This window comes from Arthrobacter sp. CAN_C5 (assembly GCF_017875735.1).
In the GTDB taxonomy this organism is placed as follows: domain Bacteria; phylum Actinomycetota; class Actinomycetes; order Actinomycetales; family Micrococcaceae; genus Arthrobacter_D.
In genome coordinates, this window is sequence record NZ_JAGGMZ010000001.1 from 1,496,570 (window position 1) to 1,513,275 (window position 16,706).

The 16,706-nt window shown below is 66.1% G+C and carries 18 protein-coding genes; 8 read left to right on the plus strand and 10 right to left on the minus strand.

The genetic code is table 11. The annotated features are described in order from the left end of the window. Positions 1 to 6 precede the first annotated feature (6 nt). Positions 7 to 1,032, minus strand: a complete 1,026-nt coding sequence (locus H4V95_RS07080; RefSeq protein WP_196865883.1) for an ornithine cyclodeaminase family protein — start codon at positions 1,030 to 1,032, stop codon at positions 7 to 9. A gap of 111 nt (positions 1,033 to 1,143) precedes the next feature. Here H4V95_RS07080 and H4V95_RS07085 point away from each other — a divergent pair, with 111 nt between their 5' ends. From H4V95_RS07085 to heR, 3 genes are all read left to right on the plus strand, one after another. Further along, the gene (locus tag H4V95_RS07085; RefSeq protein ID WP_196865884.1) at positions 1,144 to 1,995 is read left to right on the plus strand and encodes a MurR/RpiR family transcriptional regulator; all 852 of its coding nucleotides are present in this window, start codon (positions 1,144 to 1,146) and stop codon (positions 1,993 to 1,995) included. A gap of 47 nt (positions 1,996 to 2,042) precedes the next feature. Further along, complete coding sequence (locus H4V95_RS07090; protein ID WP_209729560.1) at positions 2,043 to 3,479, plus strand: glycosyltransferase family 2 protein; 1,437 nt, start codon at positions 2,043 to 2,045, stop codon at positions 3,477 to 3,479. Positions 3,480 to 3,859: 380 nt separating this feature from the next. After that, positions 3,860 to 4,663 carry a heliorhodopsin HeR gene (gene heR / locus H4V95_RS07095; protein ID WP_196865886.1) on the plus strand — a complete coding sequence of 268 codons (804 nt, stop codon included), beginning with the start codon at positions 3,860 to 3,862 and terminating at the stop codon, positions 4,661 to 4,663. A 17-nt stretch (positions 4,664 to 4,680) separates the two neighbouring features. Here heR and H4V95_RS07100 read toward each other — a convergent pair whose 3' ends face one another. Next, positions 4,681 to 5,061, minus strand: coding sequence for a hypothetical protein (locus H4V95_RS07100; RefSeq protein ID WP_196865887.1), 381 nt, complete (start codon positions 5,059 to 5,061; stop codon positions 4,681 to 4,683). 295 nt (positions 5,062 to 5,356) lie between these two features. Between H4V95_RS07100 and ribA the strand changes: the two genes are divergently transcribed. Continuing rightward, complete coding sequence (gene ribA / locus H4V95_RS07105; protein ID WP_209729562.1) at positions 5,357 to 6,745, plus strand: GTP cyclohydrolase II; 1,389 nt, start codon at positions 5,357 to 5,359, stop codon at positions 6,743 to 6,745. Here the strand turns inward: ribA and H4V95_RS07110 are convergent. From H4V95_RS07110 to H4V95_RS07130, 5 genes are all read right to left on the minus strand, one after another. Further along, positions 6,647 to 7,594: a lysylphosphatidylglycerol synthase transmembrane domain-containing protein gene (locus H4V95_RS07110; protein ID WP_209729564.1), complete on the minus strand. Its 948-nt coding sequence runs from the start codon at positions 7,592 to 7,594 to the stop codon at positions 6,647 to 6,649. The genes ribA and H4V95_RS07110 overlap by 99 nt on opposite strands. Before the next feature lie 43 nt (positions 7,595 to 7,637). Beyond that, positions 7,638 to 8,579 (minus strand): hypothetical protein, encoded by a 942-nt coding sequence (locus H4V95_RS07115; protein ID WP_209729565.1) that lies wholly within the window; start codon positions 8,577 to 8,579, stop codon positions 7,638 to 7,640. Then, positions 8,534 to 9,631 carry a glycosyltransferase family 4 protein gene (locus H4V95_RS07120; protein ID WP_209729567.1) on the minus strand — a complete coding sequence of 366 codons (1,098 nt, stop codon included), beginning with the start codon at positions 9,629 to 9,631 and terminating at the stop codon, positions 8,534 to 8,536. The genes H4V95_RS07115 and H4V95_RS07120 overlap by 46 nt, the downstream gene beginning before the upstream one ends. Positions 9,632 to 9,637: 6 nt before the next feature. Continuing rightward, on the minus strand, positions 9,638 to 10,036 hold the full coding sequence (locus tag H4V95_RS07125) for a 6-carboxytetrahydropterin synthase (RefSeq protein ID WP_196865892.1): 399 nt from the start codon (positions 10,034 to 10,036) through the stop codon (positions 9,638 to 9,640). Between the two features lie 71 nt (positions 10,037 to 10,107). After that, entirely contained in the window at positions 10,108 to 11,100 is a 993-nt protein-coding gene (locus H4V95_RS07130) for a zinc-binding alcohol dehydrogenase (protein ID WP_209729569.1), read from the minus strand. 72 nt (positions 11,101 to 11,172) lie between these two features. Here H4V95_RS07130 and H4V95_RS07135 point away from each other — a divergent pair, with 72 nt between their 5' ends. Further along, on the plus strand, positions 11,173 to 11,607 hold the full coding sequence (locus H4V95_RS07135) for an SRPBCC family protein (protein WP_209729571.1): 435 nt from the start codon (positions 11,173 to 11,175) through the stop codon (positions 11,605 to 11,607). Positions 11,608 to 11,623: 16 nt separating this feature from the next. Continuing rightward, complete coding sequence (locus tag H4V95_RS07140) at positions 11,624 to 12,343, plus strand: CDP-alcohol phosphatidyltransferase family protein (RefSeq protein ID WP_209729573.1); 720 nt, start codon at positions 11,624 to 11,626, stop codon at positions 12,341 to 12,343. 22 nt (positions 12,344 to 12,365) lie between these two features. Here the strand turns inward: H4V95_RS07140 and H4V95_RS07145 are convergent, their stop codons facing one another. The 3 genes from H4V95_RS07145 to H4V95_RS07155 all read right to left on the minus strand — a co-directional run bounded on the left by H4V95_RS07145 (position 12,366) and on the right by H4V95_RS07155 (position 14,695). Continuing rightward, positions 12,366 to 13,229: an SDR family oxidoreductase gene (locus H4V95_RS07145; protein ID WP_209729576.1), complete on the minus strand. Its 864-nt coding sequence runs from the start codon at positions 13,227 to 13,229 to the stop codon at positions 12,366 to 12,368. A 63-nt stretch (positions 13,230 to 13,292) separates the two neighbouring features. After that, on the minus strand, positions 13,293 to 14,216 hold the full coding sequence (locus H4V95_RS07150) for an aldose 1-epimerase family protein (protein WP_209731305.1): 924 nt from the start codon (positions 14,214 to 14,216) through the stop codon (positions 13,293 to 13,295). Further along, positions 14,216 to 14,695 carry a DUF3515 family protein gene (locus H4V95_RS07155; RefSeq protein WP_209729578.1) on the minus strand — a complete coding sequence of 160 codons (480 nt, stop codon included), beginning with the start codon at positions 14,693 to 14,695 and terminating at the stop codon, positions 14,216 to 14,218. Before H4V95_RS07155 ends, H4V95_RS07150 begins: the two co-directional genes overlap by 1 nt. Before the next feature lie 110 nt (positions 14,696 to 14,805). Between H4V95_RS07155 and H4V95_RS07160 the strand changes: the two genes are divergently transcribed. Continuing rightward, complete coding sequence (locus H4V95_RS07160) at positions 14,806 to 15,840, plus strand: LCP family protein (protein ID WP_209729580.1); 1,035 nt, start codon at positions 14,806 to 14,808, stop codon at positions 15,838 to 15,840. Between the two features lie 44 nt (positions 15,841 to 15,884). Next, complete coding sequence (locus H4V95_RS07165; protein ID WP_209729582.1) at positions 15,885 to 16,622, plus strand: hypothetical protein; 738 nt, start codon at positions 15,885 to 15,887, stop codon at positions 16,620 to 16,622. Positions 16,623 to 16,706: the final 84 nt, after the last annotated feature.

Genomic DNA, 16,706 nt, shown 5'->3' on the forward strand with positions numbered 1-16,706 from the left:
TCGGCGCTACCGGTACCTGAGCATGGTTCCGGTATCGGTCTGCTCCGCCTTGGTGAGGATCAGGTGGGCTACCGCGACATCGAGGATCGACAGTCCGCGGTGCCAGAGCAGGATCCGCTCGTCGTCGTTTTCCCGGCCAGGCTTCTGCCCGCTGACAATCTCGCCAAGCTGCGCGTACAGCGTCTCGGGGGACAGCCGTCCGGTGTCCACGTGCGGGCGGAGTGCGCCGAACCGGCCCGACTGCGCCTCACGCCAGTCATCCACCACCACCTTGTCCATCACGTCCAGGAGATCCAGTTCGACGGCGCTGACCGTGCCATAGGGCACCACAAACGCGCCGGGCTTGACCACGCCGGTCCGCAACAGCGGGGCGGGCTCGTTCAGGCGGGACGCCTCGACCAGAATGTCTGCGTTGTCGAACGCTTCCTCGGCGGTGTCCACCACGCGTACCGGGGTGCTGATCTCGGCGCGCAGCTGCTCGGCGAAGGCCTCACGGGATTCGGGGCGCTTGCTGGTCACCCGGATTTCGTCGAAGTCGAACATGCTGTCCAGCATGGTGACGTTGGAGAAGGCGGTGCCTCGGGCCCCCACGTGGCCCAGGATCTTCGAGTCCTTCCGGGCCAGGTGCTTGGCGCCGACGGCGGTCATGGCGCCGGTGCGAACCTCGGTGACCAGGGTGGCATCCATGACGCAGAGCGGGACTCCGGTGGTCGGGTCGTACAGGGTGGCCATCGCGAGTTCGCTGGGCAGCCCCTGCAGGTAGTTGGGGACAAAGTCACCCACCACCTTGACGCCGCTGATGCCATTGGCGCCCAGATTCGAGACATGGCCGCGCAGAACGTTGAAGTGCCCTACCCCGCCATTGTTGGGCATCAGGTGCATGCGGGGTTCGAAGACCGTCTCGCCGCGGCCATGGGAGGCGACGACGTCGTCGACAGCCTTGATGATCTCGGGACGGGTGAGTTCCAGTGAGTCAATATCCGGGCCGCTGAGGAATCGAAGCCAAATTTCGCGGTGTCCCTGATCTGACAAAAGAACCTCCGAAGGTGAATTTTTTCATGCACGTGGTGTAGCTGTGTATCATGCTATTCATAGTGAGCGGGATCACCAAACGATGATGTTACCGAAACCGGGGGACCGACTGTGCTGAGCGACCAATCATCAGCCGACCGCGCGCATGACTGGCTGGTGGACCTGGCGCACCGCCACCGGGTCTCGCCCACCCAGCGCCGCGTGATCCAATACATGCTCGCCTCCCTCCCGGACGTGGCCTTCGCCTCGACCATCGATGTGGCCGAGGCGGCAGGGGTCAGCCAGCCCACCGTCACCCGGTTGGCGACCGCGCTGGGGTACCCCGGCTATCCCGAATTCCGCAGCGCCATCCGCGACGTGGTGCGCGGCAAAACGGCCGCGCTCAACGGCGCTGGTGCGGAACGGCCGACCATCCTCGAGTTCGAGCAGCAGAACATCGGCGCCCTCGAGCGCACCGTTGCCAGCGAACAGATGCAGCGGGCCATCGACCTGCTCGCCGGTACCCAGCCGCTTGGCATCATCGGCCTCAGGGTTTCGGCCGCGCTTGCCGAGTACCTCGGGTACTTCGCCCGCCGGGTACTGCCAGACGTGCATGTACTCTCCGATGCCGCCTCCATGGACGACGCGATCCTGCAACTGCACCGCAATGGCGCCACAGCGGTCGTGGCTTTTGTGATGCCCCGGTACCCGGCGGTCACGGTCCGGGCACTGGCGCAGGCCCGGTCGCTCGGCATGGCCACGGTGGCCATCGTCGACAGCCCCCTGGTGCCCTTTGCGAACGACGTCGACGCCCTCCTGGTCGCGCCCGTCGGCACCGACCTGGTATTCGATTCCCACGCCGCCGCCGTCGTCCTGGCTATCTCGTTGCTGGATGCGCTCGCCGCCCTGGACCCGCACCGCACCCAGGAACTGCTGGAGGCGCATGAGGAACTCGTGGAGCGCTGGGCACATACCCAGCGATAAGCACCAGGGTCAGTTCGCCTGAGCGACCCTTGTGTTAGCTTTCACTAATGGGGGCTAATTGGTTTCAGCGGTGGGTCGGCATTTTCATAGCGGTTTTGGCAGGCGGCGCAGCGGCGCTTCTCTGGTTTGCCGTCGCCAGCGGAGACCCGCAGGTACGTGACGAACCGACCGAGGGTTACCTCCTGGGTTTCTGGCGTGTCCTCTACGATTCCGAGGCGCCCACGCTACGAGTGATCCTGACGGCAGTGGCTATGGCCCTGTTGCTCGCGGTGGGTGTTGCGTTGTTGGAACGGCGCATCGCATCGAGGTCACGACGCTCAAATGATGCGTCAGCGAGTCCGCTCGCGCCGAAGATTGTCATGGCGGCCACCCGTGGGGTGTATGCGGGTCCGGTTACGGTGACGGTTCTGATTCCCTCCCACAACGAGGAAGTTTCGTTGCCCGCTACTATTGCTTCGCTGCTGGCACAGTCTCATCCCCCCGACCGGGTGATCGTGGTGGCCGACAACTGCACCGACTCCACTCCCGACGTCGCCCGAAGGGCTGGTGTTGAGGTGTTCATTTCTGTCGATAATGAGCACAAGAAGGGGGGAGCGCTCAACCAGGCGCTGGCCCAACTCCTTCCGGGCCAGCGGGACAACGACGTCGTCATGGTGATGGATGCCGACACCAGGCTGGACGACGGCTTTCTTGAGGCAGAGATCCAGCGGTTCACCGCGGACAGGGCGTTGATGGCCATTGGCGGCCTCTTCTACGGTGAGGAGGGCCACGGGTTGCTGGGCCAATTCCAGCGCAACGAATACATCAGGTATGCACCTGAAATCCGCCGACGCCGGGGTCGAGTGTTCGTGCTGACCGGTACAGCGTCGATGTTTCGCCCCCTCGCCCTCCGGACCGTGGCGGAGAGCCGCGGAGTGCTGATCCCGGGCGAGCCGGGCAAGGTCTATGACACTGCTGCATTGACTGAGGACAATGAGTTGACGATTGCGCTGAAGTCGCTGGGCGCCCAGATGGTGTCGCCCGCCCAGTGCACTGTGGTCACCGAACTGATGCCAGGCTGGCGAACCCTGTGGGCGCAGCGGCTGAGGTGGCAGCGTGGCGCTCTGGAGAATCTGGGCGCCTACGGCGTCAGGTCTCAGACCATGCGGTACTGGGCTCAGCAGCTGGGTATTGGCTATGGGGTTATCGCCCTCGGCTCTTTCCTGCTACTGATTCTGGTGACGTTACTGTCGCTGGAGGAATGGATCTGGTTCCCTTTCTGGCTGAGCCTGGGGGTGCTCTTCATGATCGAACGGGTTGTCACGGTCTGGAAGGGTGGATGGCGCGCACGCGTGTTGGCGGCCACCCTGTTTCCTGAATTGTGCTTCGACATGGTCCTGAACGTTGTGTACGTCAAGGGGATCCTTGATATCGCCTTCCGTCGGCAGGCGACCTGGAAGCACGTCACCCACGAAGGACAACACCTACCCCAGGAAGTGGGCTAACCGATGTCGGTTCTCTCCGTTGTGCCCGCCGGGGTCCTGTTTCCGGAATCAGTTCTGCACTCCGAGTTGTTCGCAGTTCTGGCGGCTTTCGTCGCTATCAACACCGTCATGTATGCAGCGCTCGCGGCCGCCAAAGTACTGCCCAAAATTTATCCGTCAGATTGGACTCGGGGGCGGAACCGCCGGACGGAAACGCGCAGTATCTACCCAGCCGACTTCCAATGATGCATCGGTCGCCAGGGGATTTACACAAACTGTCAGCTGCTGCAAGATGACAGGGACGGTCACCAGGAGGTCCCAGGGAGCACGCGCGGTAGGTATCCGCAGGTGTTACCGTGAGGATCACACAGGGAGAACGTCCACTGCCCAAGGAGATTCCCATGGCGCGCGCAACCCGTACACCCGACGAGAACATCCGTCGTCTCCGCCCCTACAACCTTGTGGCCGGGTCCTTGCATCTGGTGCAGGCCGTCGTCTTTGGGGTCATCCTGGCAATGCTCGATACGCAGGTCACTTTCGGTGTGACCGCGGACTATTTGTCGGGTCCACCCGGGTTCCCGTTGCCCCCCGAGCGGGTGGATCTATTCGCAGTTAATGTGGGCGCTGGAGTTGTCCTCTTCCTCGCGATCTCCGCGCTGTTCCATTTTGCCGTCGCATCGCCGCTCTTCTTCCCGCGCTACGGGACCGGGCTGCGGGCAAACCGCAACTACTTCCGCTGGGTCGAGTACTCGATCAGTTCGTCAGTGATGATTTGGTTGATTGCCCAGACCACCGGGATTACCGACGTCGCCGCACTGGTTTCCCTGTTCGCCGCCAACGCAGCGATGATTGGTTTTGGCGCCCTGCAGGAAAAATACGAGACACCCGGCAGCGGAAACTTTCTGCCTTTCATCCTCGGGTCATTGGTCGGATTGGTGCCGTGGATCGTCATCCTGATCTATTTCATTTCCCCCGGGTCGACCAGCGCTGCGGAGCCGCCCGCTTTCGTGTACGGCATCATCATCTCGCTGTTCATTTTCTTCAACACGTTCGCGATCAACCAGCTGCTCCAATACCGTCAGGTGGGGCCGTGGCGGGACTACCTCTTCGGCGAACGCGTCTACATCACGCTGAGCCTCATTGCCAAGACCGCGCTCGCGTGGCAGGTATTCTCAGGCGCCATCATCCCCGCGCTGACCGGCTGACCTGCTCCTCCAGAGCGTTAGCCCCGGAGGCGTGCCTCATGGAGCCGGTCGTCGAGTTCCTCAAGATCCTTGACGGCTGCGCAGACCAACAGTTGTCCGAAGGTAGGGGTGCCGGAGACTGGCGCGCTGCCATCGGCAGGTGAGGCTTCGGGGCCGAGCGGAATCTCCGAGGTTCGTTCGCAGAGTTCGCGGGCGTCCAGGACGGCCTGCACCAGCGGGCGGCGAAGGGCTTCCAGCCCAGAAAGGCGCTGTTCAGCGCTTTCCGTGCTACGGCGGCGAATGCGGGAAGTAATGGGAAATTCGGGAGAGTTGATGAGGACCGCCAGATTGCCGTCCTGGGCTGTATATGAGCTCGCCAGTCGGCGTCCGGTGTCGGATGATGGCCGTTTCGATTCCATGCTGCCCTATGCTCGGATGTCGGCAGCACCCCAGCGGGCTGCCCGTGCTCTGTAACCGGCTTACGTATTGTCCGCCGGTTGGCTAGCTATTTGGGTCAACGTCCCGAATGCCCGGCCAGTTCCTCCCCTCAACGGTAGTAAGCCTGAAAAGCCCCGGCTATGGTCAGCATGCTTTCTTTATGCGACTGTGACTGACACTGCATAACCGTGACGACATTGTGATCGGCTCGCCGGGAAACAATGCCCCACGGAGGCCAGGAAATGCGGGCCCGCGCCGGTCGCCTACTGTGGGGTTATGCCCAACAATTCGGCCCCCGGCTGGGGCGCCTCACAGGTAGAACGTGTTGTCGAGACAGTGTTGCCGACGCGCTATGGCGTGTTCCGGATGGTGGGATACCGCGATTCCGGGAACAACGAGCACGTGGCGCTGGTGAGGGGCGATATCAGCAACGGGGCGTTCCCGCTGGTGCGCGTGCATTCCGAATGCCTCACGGGGGATGCCCTCGGGTCCTACCGGTGCGACTGCGGCGAGCAGCTTGCGGCCTCCCTGCAACGGATCAGTGAGGAGGGCACCGGCGTCGTCATCTATGTCCGCGGGCACGAGGGAAGGGGAATTGGCCTCCTGGAGAAGCTGCGTGCCTACGCGTTGCAGGACCAGGGCGCCGACACCGTGGACGCCAACACCTCGCTGGGACTACCGGTCGATGCACGCGACTACGTGCAGAGCACCGAGATCCTGCGCGATCTCGGCTTCACTCGCATCCGGCTGCTCTCCTCCAACCCCGCCAAGCAGGAGGCCCTGGAGAGCGGCGGCATCACCGTCGCGGGGCGCAGCGGGCTGAACATTGCACAGCGGCCCGAGAACGCCGACTACATTGCCACGAAGCGAGCCCGGATGAGGCACGACGGCGAACCGGTCCAGGATGTCTGGCGCCAGCTCACCGAGGGCACCGTCCCCCAGGGGTCTGTGCTCGGCCTCGCCGCCGAGCTCATCACCCGCTACGGTCCCCTGGTGCAGGCCATCCGCCCCGACGGCCGGTTGGTCATTGGCCAGCTCGGCCAGAGCCTGGACGGGTTCATCGCATCGCGGACCGGCGATGCACGCTTCGTGACCGGCAGCGAGGACCGCGAACACCTGCACAGGCTGCGCGCTCTCGTGGATGCGGTGGTGATCGGTGCGTCGACGGTGACCGCGGATAACTGCCAGCTCACGGTACGGGCGGTCGAGGGGCCCAACCCGCTCCGGGTGGTGCTGGATCCGCGTGCCCGGATTCCCGCCAGCTCCCTGGTCCTCACCGACGGCGCAGCTCAAACCCTCTGGCTGGTAGGCACCGACGCCATGCTTCCCACTGATCTCGCCGACAATGTCAGCGCCCGGCGGCTGGCAGCCGATGACTTCGCACCGGACCGCCTGCTGAACCTGCTGGCAGACCTCGGATACCCCCGTGTGCTCGTGGAGGGCGGAGGGCAGACGGTCTCACGCTTCCTGGAGGCAGAGACGCTGGACCGGCTGTACCTGACCTGCGCGCCGATCCTGGTGGGCGACGGTGTGCCCGGGATCAGGTTTGTGGGTAGTGATGCGCTCTCAGGAGCCCTCTCCGCGCCCGTGCGGCGTTTCGACTTCGGCAGGGATGTCTGCACCGAGTTCGACTTCTCGGCGATCATCCCCGTACCCGTTCCCTAGCAGGCCGCGGACAAACAGGACCAGCAGGAGGGCTGCGCCGGGCAGGACCGAGACCAAAGCCAGCAGCCCATAGCCGACTGACACCTCGATGCCCAACGCGCCCGCGTAGCCGAACATCATGAACGCGACGGCGGTGACGCCCTCCCGGGGTCCCCAGCCGCCCAGGCTCAGGGGGATCGACATCCCGGCCAGGCAGATGGCGGCGAGACCGACGACGTCCGCCGGGTCCAGTTCCGGTGCGGTCAGGGCCGCCGAGACTGCAAACAGTGCCGCATACGATCCCCAGCCCAGCACTGACAGAGCCCACACGGCTGCGACCGTCCGGTGGGGCAGCCGTCGCAGTGAGGGGCGTGCGGCCAACAGGACCAGCATGGCGCCGGCGGCAACCGCGGCCGAGACACGCCAGTCCACCGCCAGGAGGGCTGCTGCCGCCGCGAGCAGCACGATCACTGTCCCGGCCAGGCGCTCGCCCAGCACGGAGCCGATACTGCTGAGCCAGCTCGATTGGTAGGCCGAGCGCTGCCGGGCGGTGCGAATGGCATCACCCGCCAGGCCACCCGGAAGGACCGCATTCAGGAAGGACGCCTCGTAGCACTGGGCCAGGGCACCGCCAGCGGGAAGCTGCATCCGGAAGCCTCCGGAGACCAGCCGCCAGCGCTGGGCCTGGGCAGCCGTCCCGAGCAGTCCAAGGATTAGGGCTGCGGTAATTGAGGGGAACGTCAGCGCCTCCAGTCCGGCGGCGAACGGGCCGGTGCCGAACACCCGGACCAGCAGATAGATCAGGGCGGCCGCGCACACAGCCTGGAGAACCCCCAGCCAGCGGCGGCGGGCCTGCGCGGAGAGGCTCATTGGGTAGTAGTTGTCATTGCGATAGTTGGAGGGGGATGAGCTGTCACCGTTGTGGTGGGAGGGCCAGGAGGTCCCGGTGGCCGATCGTCAACCGGAGAGTGCCAGCCGCTGCCTGGTCTGCCCGCCGGGCCAGCCAGTCGCCCGCCTCCGCAGCAAGGGTGGGGTCTTCCTCGAGGACGGCGTCCACCCGGTCGCTGAGGAACCGGTCGATCAGCCGGGCGTGGTCACCGGTCAATTCCCATGGCGTCTGAACGGTGGTAACGGTGAAGCCGGCGTCGGCAAGGAAGGACGCCGTCAGGTTCACTGCTTCGGCGCCCGCCCGGTCCCCACGGTTCTGGTGTCGGTTGAAGGCGTCGTTAAGGCGGTCGTCCAGGGGGTCGGCTGGTTCAATCTCCATCACTCCGGTGACGCTGAGGCTGAACAGTGCGGCGGTCCCCGAGGAGGCAAGGGTGGCGCAGAGAGCCTGGAGCTGGGCGGGGGTCAGGAGATCCAGGAGCGCCGAGCAGGTGACAAACCGCTTCCGGTTCGAGGCATCGCCGTCAGCGGCGGCCGGATTACCGCTGGCGGCAGGATCAGTGTCAGCCTCAAGAATCTGCCCCAGGTCTTCGATCCCGGCGACCACTGCGGCCGTGCCGGTGACGCCGTCGACCGGTGGCGCACTCAGGGTGTGGTCCAACAGGTCAGCGTCATGGTCAATGAGGGTCCACTGCTGGGCCAGGGCTAGCTGCGGGGCGAGCCAGGCCTGGTTGGCACCCGTCCCGGCCCCCAGATCGAAGATCCTCACCGGCCCGCGGCTGTCGGCACCGCCGGTTTCGGCGAGGAAATCCAGCAGCGCGGCGAGGAGGGGCTTGCTTGCCTGTCGGGCGGCTTCGTCGGCGGGGCGGCGGAGGGAGAGCCAGTCGCTGCTGATCGGTCGGGGTGCGTCGGGGTCCGCAGCGGTCACGGGTCGATGATCTTCAGCAGCGTGGTCGCGGTAGTGGCCCATGTCGGCAGTGTACCGCGGCGGCGAAGTGCGGCGGTCCGCCACGACTTCCGCAATGGCGCGTCGGTGAGCCACGCCCGCAGCAGTTCGCTGAGATGTTCAGGGTTGGAGGGGTCGACGACGGCGCCCGCCAGGTCCCCGCCAGCGTTCTCCGGGGTGCCGCCCGTGAGGGCTTCCACCGCGCCGGTGCCGCGGCCAACCACACCGGGGATGCCACGTGCCAGTGCCTCGGTCACCACCATCCCAAACGTCTCCGCCACGGAGGGCAGGAGCAGCAGGTCGGTCCGCGCCCATTCGGCGTCGAGCGCAGACCCGCGCAGCACGCCGGGGAAGGCCACCCGCCCCGGCGGGAGCTGCCCGGCCAGCTCCATCAGCCTGGTGGCGTGCGGACTGTCGAGTGGTCCGCCCACCAGGGAGGCGGTCCAGGGCAGGTCGACGATGTCGGCGAGCGCGGCGAGCAGCACGGAATGGTTCTTTCGGGGCGTTAGCGACCCGACCATCAACAGGTGCGGCGTGTTGTTCCCCGCGGGACTGCCGGCGTTGCTTCCTGTGTTGCCCCCGCTGCTGTCCCCCATGGCGATCTCCGCCGGTTCGGTACCGGGCGGCGCGGCGTACACCCGATCCAACAGGTAGCGGTGCTGCAAATCCTCCCGGGCCCAGTTACTGGTACAGATCACTCCGGAGGCGTGCCGCAACGCCATCTCCTCCGACGCCGCAAAGGCTGCCTTGTCTGCCTCGCTGAGGCCGGCCTCCGCGGGAAGCGGCAGGTGCAGCAACACCCAGACGGTGGTGCCGGCGTCGACCGCTGCCCGCACCGCATCGGGAGCGGCGGACGCCATGAGCCCATCGACCAGGACCACGGAGCCAGCAGGGCCCTCCCGCAGCGCAGCGGCCAGCACCCGGTGGTGGTGCGCAGCGGCATTCGGCCAGTCGCCGCCCACCGGGATCATTCTCATGCGATGTCCCGCGTCCACCAGCGCCGCGGCCAGCCGCTCGTTGTAGATGCTGCCGCCGCTGGGCCCGGGTGCACCGGGATCCACCAGGGTCAGGTCCATGGGGAGCTAGCCCGGCACGTCTGCCGGGTCGAACTCCACCGAGTAACCGGCCCAGGCGTCCGGGTGCTCACGGAGCACCACGTCGAGTCCGGCGAAGGGTGAGGTGTCGAACCGGTCCTGCAGGCGGTCGGCAATGTACCGGGCCACTGCCTCGGTAGTGGAGAGGACCCCCGCGAAGTCGGGATGCTCGTCAAGGTTCCGGTACCGGAGCCCGTCCAGTACCTCGCCGAGCATGGCCGTGGCTTCGCCAATGTCGATCACCACCGCGTGTTCGGTCAGCTCACGACGCCGCCAGGTCACCTCCACCACCAGCGTTGCGCCGTGCAGGCCCTGGGCCGGGCCGAAGAACGGGTCGGGAAGGCTGTGGGCGATCATCACGTGGTCGCGGACGGTCAGGCGGTACATGGATCTCCTGTGGTCGGTGGATACAGCGGGTGGCGCGGGACTCCGAGACTATCGCGGGCTCGGCACGGGGGTTACGCGGTGGGGTCGGCGCCCGGGTAGGCGATCACGTGGCACAGGGCGGAGAGGGTGCCGCTGGACAGGTCGCGCATCACGTTCGGCAGGTCCTCGAAGGGCGAGGATCCGCTGAGCAGCGCATCGAACGCGGGATCCTTCAGCGCGTCGAGGGCGGTGGTGAGGCGGTCCTGATGGGTGCGGCGGGCCCGGCGCGGAGCGGCAATGGTGCCCACCTGGCTTGCCCGGATGCTGAGCCGGCGGGCATGGAAGTCTGCCCCCAGCGGCACCTCGGGCGAGTGGGTGCCGTACCAGGACAGCTCGATCACCTCGCCCTCATCTCCGAGCAGGCCCAGGCCCAGGGACAGGCCGGCGGCTGTGGAGGAGCAGTGGTAGACCAGGTCGCAGTCGCCTGCCGCGTCGTCCGGGTGCACCCAGTCGACGCCCAGTTGCTCAGCGAGCGCAGCGCGGGTGGGGTCCGGATCCACCAGCTGGAGGCGTGCCAGGGGGAAGCGGCGGAGCAGTGTCGCCATCGCGGCTCCGATCATGCCACCGCCGACGACGGCGATCCGGTCGCCGATGCAAGGCCGGGAATCCCACAGGGCGTTCACTGCCGTTTCGACGGCGCCAGCCAGCACGGCGCGCTCGCTGGGGACGTCGTCGGGAATCAGGGTCAGCGCGTCCACCGGAACCACGTAGCGGTCCTGGTGGGGGTAGAGGCAAAAAACCCGACGGCCCACTAGGGATGCGGGGCCGTCCTCGACCAACCCCACGGAGAGGTACCCGTACTTCACCGGACCATCGAAGGAGCCCTCCTGGAAGGGTGCTTCCATCAGGGTGGCGATCTCCGGGGGAATGCGCCCATCGTGGACCAGTGTCTCGGTTCCCCTGCTGATCCCCGAATACAGCGTGCGGACCAGTGCCTGGCCGGGCTCCAGCGGAGGCAGGGGAGCGGTGCGGAGTTCGCCGTGGCCGGGGCTGGTGGTCCAGTACGACTGGCTGTGGGGAGACATAACTCGATTATGCCCTGCACGCTCAGGTGGCGCCCCCAACCTTTTGGCAGATGTGATCAGTAGACTGGGTAGATGATTACAGTCAAGGGAACCATCAGCACACCGCTTTCTCCCACGCAGGCTTTCGCTTTCCTGAAGGAGTTCGAGAACACCAGCGAATGGGATCCAGGCACACCGGTGGTCGAGAAGCGTTCCATCGGCCCCGTTGCCGTGGGCCACAAGTACCACGCGGAGGCGGAATTCCGCGGGAAGCGTCAGCCGATCGAGTACGAAGTGACCGAGCTGCGCGAGGGTCACATCAAGTTGCGGGGGGCGAACAAGACCCTCGTATCGTTCGATTCGATCGACGTCGTCCCCTCGGCGACGGGAAGCGACGTCACCTACACAGCCGAGTTTTCACTTAACGGGTTCCGGCGGATTGCCCAGCCATTCCTGAAACCAGTGTTCAACTCGCTGCGTGACCCCGCGCTGAACGGCCTGCGGGACAAGCTCAACTCACTCGTCTAGCCCGGAAGAGAAGCCGGTGGCGCGGGTCAGTAAACGGGCGCTGTTCGATGCGTCGAGCGCAGTGCTGGGGTCTGCAGGGATTGGCATCACCCTGCTGGCGTTGAACGATTCCCACAACGTCACCAACCTGGCCGCCGTCGTCGCCGGGCTGACGCTGGTGACCGTCGCGGCGTTGAGTGTGGTGCGACGCCGACCGTCCTACTCGGGACCTGCCGATCGGGTCACACTGCTGCGGGCGGTGCTCGCGGGGGGTTGCGCCACGATCGTGGTCCTGTCCCTCTGGGGGGACGTGCCCACCCGGTCGTGGTGGCTGGTCCTGCTGGCTGCACCGGCGGTGCTGCTGGACGCGGTCGACGGCGCGGTGGCCCGGCGGACGGGCACCGCGTCCCCCGCGGGTGCCCGCCTCGACATGGAAACCGATGCCATCCTGCTGCTGGTGCTCTCAATACCGGTGGCATTGACGGTCGGTTGGTGGGCGCTGCTGATCGGCCTGATGCGTTACCTCTACGTGGCGGCATCGTGGTTCCGCCCGGTGCTGCGGGTCGACCTGGAGTTCAGCCAGTTCCGGCGAGTGGTCGCTGCCACCCAGGGGGTGGTGCTGGTGGTGATCCTGGTCCCGCTGACGCCGGTAGCGCTCGCGGTCCCCGTGGCGGCTGCTTCCCTGTTGTTGCTGGCAGCGTCGTTCGGCCGGGATGTGGTGGCGCTGGAGCGCTCGGCCCGCGCTCTCAGTTCCTGACCGGCTGCTCCTTGTGGAGGAGCTACCCGGTGGGCATGATCAGCTTGCCCACCGACTGCCGGAGCGTCGTCGTCGCGCGTCCGATCACGCGGGAGAGGGTTCCATCGCTTTCCGCGAGGAGACCCGCCGCGATGTTCGCGTCGAGTGCAGAGACAAATCCGGCGGTTCCATCGTCCAGACCGAAGCCCTTCAGCGCTGCGCTGTGCTCGTCGGTGGTGAGCTGGTTGACCGTTACGTGGTTCCCGGAGATTGCCGAGATGGTGGCGGCCAGCTCCTCGACGTCCCACGGCGCGTCGCCGCCCAGTTCCAGGATTTCGCCGTCGTACGCGCTCGAGAGCAGGACGACGGCGGCTGCCTCGGCGTAGTCGGAGCGGGCGGCGCTGGCGACCTTGCCGCTGCCGGCGCTGGTCATGATGCTCCCGGTGGAGACCGCCTGCCGGATGGTGTCGGAGTAGTTTTCGGTGTACCAGTTGTTGCGCAGCACCGTATGGGTCAGGCCGGACTTTTCGAGGAGCTCCTCCGTCGCCTTATGGTCGGGCGCGAGGACCAGGGCAGAGGTCGAGGCTTTGGGGGCGCTGGTGTAGACGAGGGAGGCGCCTGCTCGCCCGGCAGCGTCGATCACTGCCTGGTGCTGCGTGACGCGCTGGCCCACCTCGGTGCCGGAGATGAGGAGCACCCTCTCGGCCCCCACGACGGCGGCGTCGAGGGAAGCAGGGTCCGCATAGTCCAGGCGCGCCGTCCGCACTCCCAGGGACGCCAGCGATGCCAGGGCGTCGTCGTTGCGTCCGCCGGCAACGATGGTTGACGGATCGACGTCGCGCGCCAGCAGGTGCTCGACCACCTTGCGGCCCAGGTGGCCTGTAGCTCCGGTGATGACGATTGACATGTGGTTCCTCCCGTTGGGCACTTCAGTAGTGCGTCTACCGGAGGTAACCGAGGGGAACCTGTTTCACTTCCCGAGGGCGTGGATCCGCCAGTTCACCGAGTGGCTTATCCCCGGCGCCAGGACCAAAAGATTGGTTCCGGAGTTGAACGCGTCCGGTGGGCAGGTCATCGGCTCGACGGCGATGCTTCCGCGGCTTTCCGGCGGATTCCCCGGCAGGTCGCCGGTGTGGACCTGGACCCACGGGCAGTCCCTGCCGAAGGAGACGGCCGCGCCGTTTCCGTCAGCGCCGGTGACGCTGACCGTCGCGACGTCGTCGGCGTACCCGACGTCGGTGAACGCGTGGTCAAGGAACGCCGTCCCGATCCGGGTGGGCGAGCGGAAGTCGAAGTCCCCGGTGACAGCGGCCAGTGAGGTGGGAATCAGCCGGTCCTCGGTCACCTCCAACACGGTGTCGGCGGGCAGAGTGAGGGTCCACTCATCCACGGGGCCGTCCCCGGCGACCAGGTAGGGGTGGGGTCCCACGCCGTAGGGGGCGGCGTCGGGCCCGGTGTTGACGCTGGTCACGGTGGTGGTCAGGCCGTCGTCGTCGAGTGAGTACTGCACCTCGACGGAGAGCCGGAACGGGTAGCCCTTCTGCGGCACGACGGTCGCCCGGAGCCGGACCGAAGCCTCGCTGTGCTCCACCGTTTGCCACTCGTCCCAGGCGAGGAGCCCGTGCAGGGCGTGGCCCCGCTCGGGTTCGGTCAGGCTGAGCTGATGGGTGGTCCCGTTGAAGTCGTAGGTGCCGTCCACTACCCGGTTGGGCCACGGAACCAGGAGCGCGCCCCGGTACTGGGGGCGGATTTCGTCGGCGTCGTAGTGCCGGGTGAGGTGGCGTCCGGCGTAGCGGAGTTCACGCAGCGAGGCGCCCACGCTGGCGACGACGGCGGTGTAGTCGCCGTGCCGCAGGATGTGCTGGCGTCCGGACAGGGGAGTGGTGTGGTCCATCATGACCCTTCGGTGGGGAGTTCGAGTTCGTCGTTGAGGCTCAGGCATTCGGAGTCCTGAGCAACCACCGACACTGCAGTGCCCAGATCCACCAGGATGGTGCTCGACGCCACCTCGTTCGGGTCAAACAGGATTTCCACCGCAGGGTCGCGTCCGTAGGTGGTGGCGCGCCACACCTCAGCCTCTTCCTGGATGATCCAGTCGATGCCGTTCACGGAGGCGCAGGCGTCGGTGGTGGGACCAGGCACAGCGACGCCGCAGCGCAGCACCACCTGGGACGGGTCTCCCCAGGCGGCGGTCGCCTGGCTGTCGGTTTCCCGCAGCTCGTTCTCGGCGACAACGTCCGGCAGGGACACCATCACCGAGGCGCATTCGGGGTTCGCGGCATCCGGGGCTGCCTCCACCCCAACGATCGGCGAGCAGGCGGTTATGCCCAGAACGACGACGGCAAGCGGGGGGAGGAGTAAGGAGGCACGCATGGTGCCAGCTTAGTAGCCGTGGGAAGGTGAATCGCAGCAACGGTTCCCAGCGTCCTCCCACGGTTGAAGGTTAGGATAGGAAGCTGTCTCATGTCAGGGGAAAATCCGTCGTGTCAAATTATCTTGAAGACCCCGTCGAACCGAAGGCCCGAAAGAGGCGCCCGGGGCGCCTTGTTCTCTTTTCGGCGCTCGCGCTGGTGCTGGTGGCCGGCCTCGTTGCTGGTGGATACCTGTTCAATCTCGCGAACACGTATAACTCGCAGACCGACACCATTGCCGAGGTGTTCCCTGAAGGCACCGACCGTCCCACCCGGGCCGCTGAGGCCGAGGGAGCACTGAATATTCTCCTGCTGGGCAGCGACGAGAACGGCGGCAGCGGCGAGACCGAGAACCTGCCCGGGGTCCCCAACGAGGGGCGCTCCGACACCATGATGCTCATGCACCTTCCCGCTGACCGGGAGGGTGTGTACGTCATGTCGATCATGCGGGACACCTGGACCGAGATTCCCGGCTACGGCGAGCACAAGATCAATGCCGCTACCGCGTTTGGCGGGGTGCCGCTTCTGGTTCAGACGGTCGAAGGGCTGTTTGACGCACCGATCGACCACGTCGCCATCATTGACTTCGAGGGTTTCACCGGTCTCACTGACGCGCTGGGGGGAGTGGAAGTGGATAACGAGATCGCGTTCCAGTCCCGCGGGGCCGACGGCGAATTCTTCGCCGAGGGTCCCATCACCCTGCAGGGCGAATCGGCGTTGAAGTTTGTCCGGGAACGGTACGCCTTCACGGACGGTGACTATCAGCGGGTGAAGAACCAGCAGCTTTTCATCAAGGCGATCATGGGTAAGTTCCTCACCGCCGAGACCCTGTCGAACCCGCTGAAGATCAACGAAATTGTCGGCCAGGTTTCGCCGTATCTCAGCGTCGACGAAGGTCTTGACGCCTCCGCTGCCGGCAGCCTGGCGCTGTCACTGCGGAATGTCCGCAGCAATGACGTGGAGTTCTTCACCCTGCCAAACCAGGGCATCGGCACGTCTGCTGATGGGCAATCCATCATCGTGAAGGACGACGCCGCCATCGCCGAGATCGCTGAAGCGCTGGATGCCGACACGCTGAGCGACTACGTCGAAACCGCTGCCCAGTAGTACTGCCTGCTCTTTCAAGGCCCGCCGAAGTAGAATAAGGACCCATGAAATTATTGATGCGCCGCGCTCTCGCTGGCTTGACGGTCGGCGCGCTCTGCGTGGGCCTCGGTGCGGGAGTGGCTGCGGCTACCGAAACGCCAACGCCTGGCCTATCGCCCAGCCCCTCTCCGACGCCAGCGCCGCAGCCTCAGCCAGGTCCGGTTCCCGCCCCGCCGCCTGCACCGGCCCCCGCTCCAGCGCCGGCTCCGGCGCCGCCGCCCGCCCCGGAACCGGAACCTGAACCTGCCCAGCAGGGGCCCGCCATTGACCCGGCGACCGGATTCGAGGTTGACCCGGTCACGGGGTACCCCATCCACCCGCCCACGGGTTTCCTGATCGAACCCGGGACCGGCAATCTGATCGATCGGGCGACCTTTTTCTATACCGACTTCCGGTGGATCGCCGTCACGGGTGGAGTAGTTGATCTCACTGACACCTTCGAGGCCGAGGAAACCCCGGAGCCGGAGGAAACCGAGACGCCGGAGCCGGAAATAACCGAGTCAGCGGAGCCCGAGGAGACCGAAACACCCGAGCCCAGCACGGTGACGCCTACCCCTTCCGCCACGCCGGAGCCCACTGAAACCGCAACAGATGTCAGCGAGGCGAGCTCAACCGAGGAAGCCTCAGCGGGCTCAAGCCCACTGACGCGGGGACTGGTAATTGCAGGTTTGGTCGGTCTGGGAGTGCTCTACTACGCGAAGCTCCGGGGCGGCAATTCGCCGCGGCCAAAGCCCGAGAAATAGACCCGGGCGACAGCGGGATAACTGATGTTCGAGCGCGCTAAAACGACCGTTAGGAGACCTTCGGTCTACACTTGAACCTGATCC

Bases quoted from the DNA above. Each gene is read 5' to 3' on its own strand.
- ribA (WP_209729562.1), top strand. From the start codon at position 5,357: ATGCCCAACAATTCGGCCCCCGGCTGGGGCGCCTCACAGGTAGAACGT.
- H4V95_RS07150 (WP_209731305.1), bottom strand. From the start codon at position 14,216: ATGGACCACACCACTCCCCTGTCCGGACGCCAGCACATCCTGCGGCAC.
- H4V95_RS07125 (WP_196865892.1), bottom strand. From the start codon at position 10,036: ATGTACCGCCTGACCGTCCGCGACCACGTGATGATCGCCCACAGCCTT.
- H4V95_RS07120 (WP_209729567.1), bottom strand. From the start codon at position 9,631: ATGGACCTGACCCTGGTGGATCCCGGTGCACCCGGGCCCAGCGGCGGC.
- H4V95_RS07110 (WP_209729564.1), bottom strand. From the start codon at position 7,594: ATGAGCCTCTCCGCGCAGGCCCGCCGCCGCTGGCTGGGGGTTCTCCAG.
- H4V95_RS07145 (WP_209729576.1), bottom strand. From the start codon at position 13,229: ATGTCAATCGTCATCACCGGAGCTACAGGCCACCTGGGCCGCAAGGTG.
- H4V95_RS07090 (WP_209729560.1), top strand. From the start codon at position 2,043: ATGGGGGCTAATTGGTTTCAGCGGTGGGTCGGCATTTTCATAGCGGTT.
- H4V95_RS07130 (WP_209729569.1), bottom strand. From the start codon at position 11,100: ATGTCTCCCCACAGCCAGTCGTACTGGACCACCAGCCCCGGCCACGGC.
- H4V95_RS07135 (WP_209729571.1), top strand. From the start codon at position 11,173: ATGATTACAGTCAAGGGAACCATCAGCACACCGCTTTCTCCCACGCAG.
- H4V95_RS07115 (WP_209729565.1), bottom strand. From the start codon at position 8,579: ATGGGCCACTACCGCGACCACGCTGCTGAAGATCATCGACCCGTGACC.
- H4V95_RS07100 (WP_196865887.1), bottom strand. From the start codon at position 5,061: ATGGAATCGAAACGGCCATCATCCGACACCGGACGCCGACTGGCGAGC.
- H4V95_RS07165 (WP_209729582.1), top strand. From the start codon at position 15,885: ATGAAATTATTGATGCGCCGCGCTCTCGCTGGCTTGACGGTCGGCGCG.
- heR (WP_196865886.1), top strand. From the start codon at position 3,860: ATGGCGCGCGCAACCCGTACACCCGACGAGAACATCCGTCGTCTCCGC.
- H4V95_RS07155 (WP_209729578.1), bottom strand. From the start codon at position 14,695: ATGCGTGCCTCCTTACTCCTCCCCCCGCTTGCCGTCGTCGTTCTGGGC.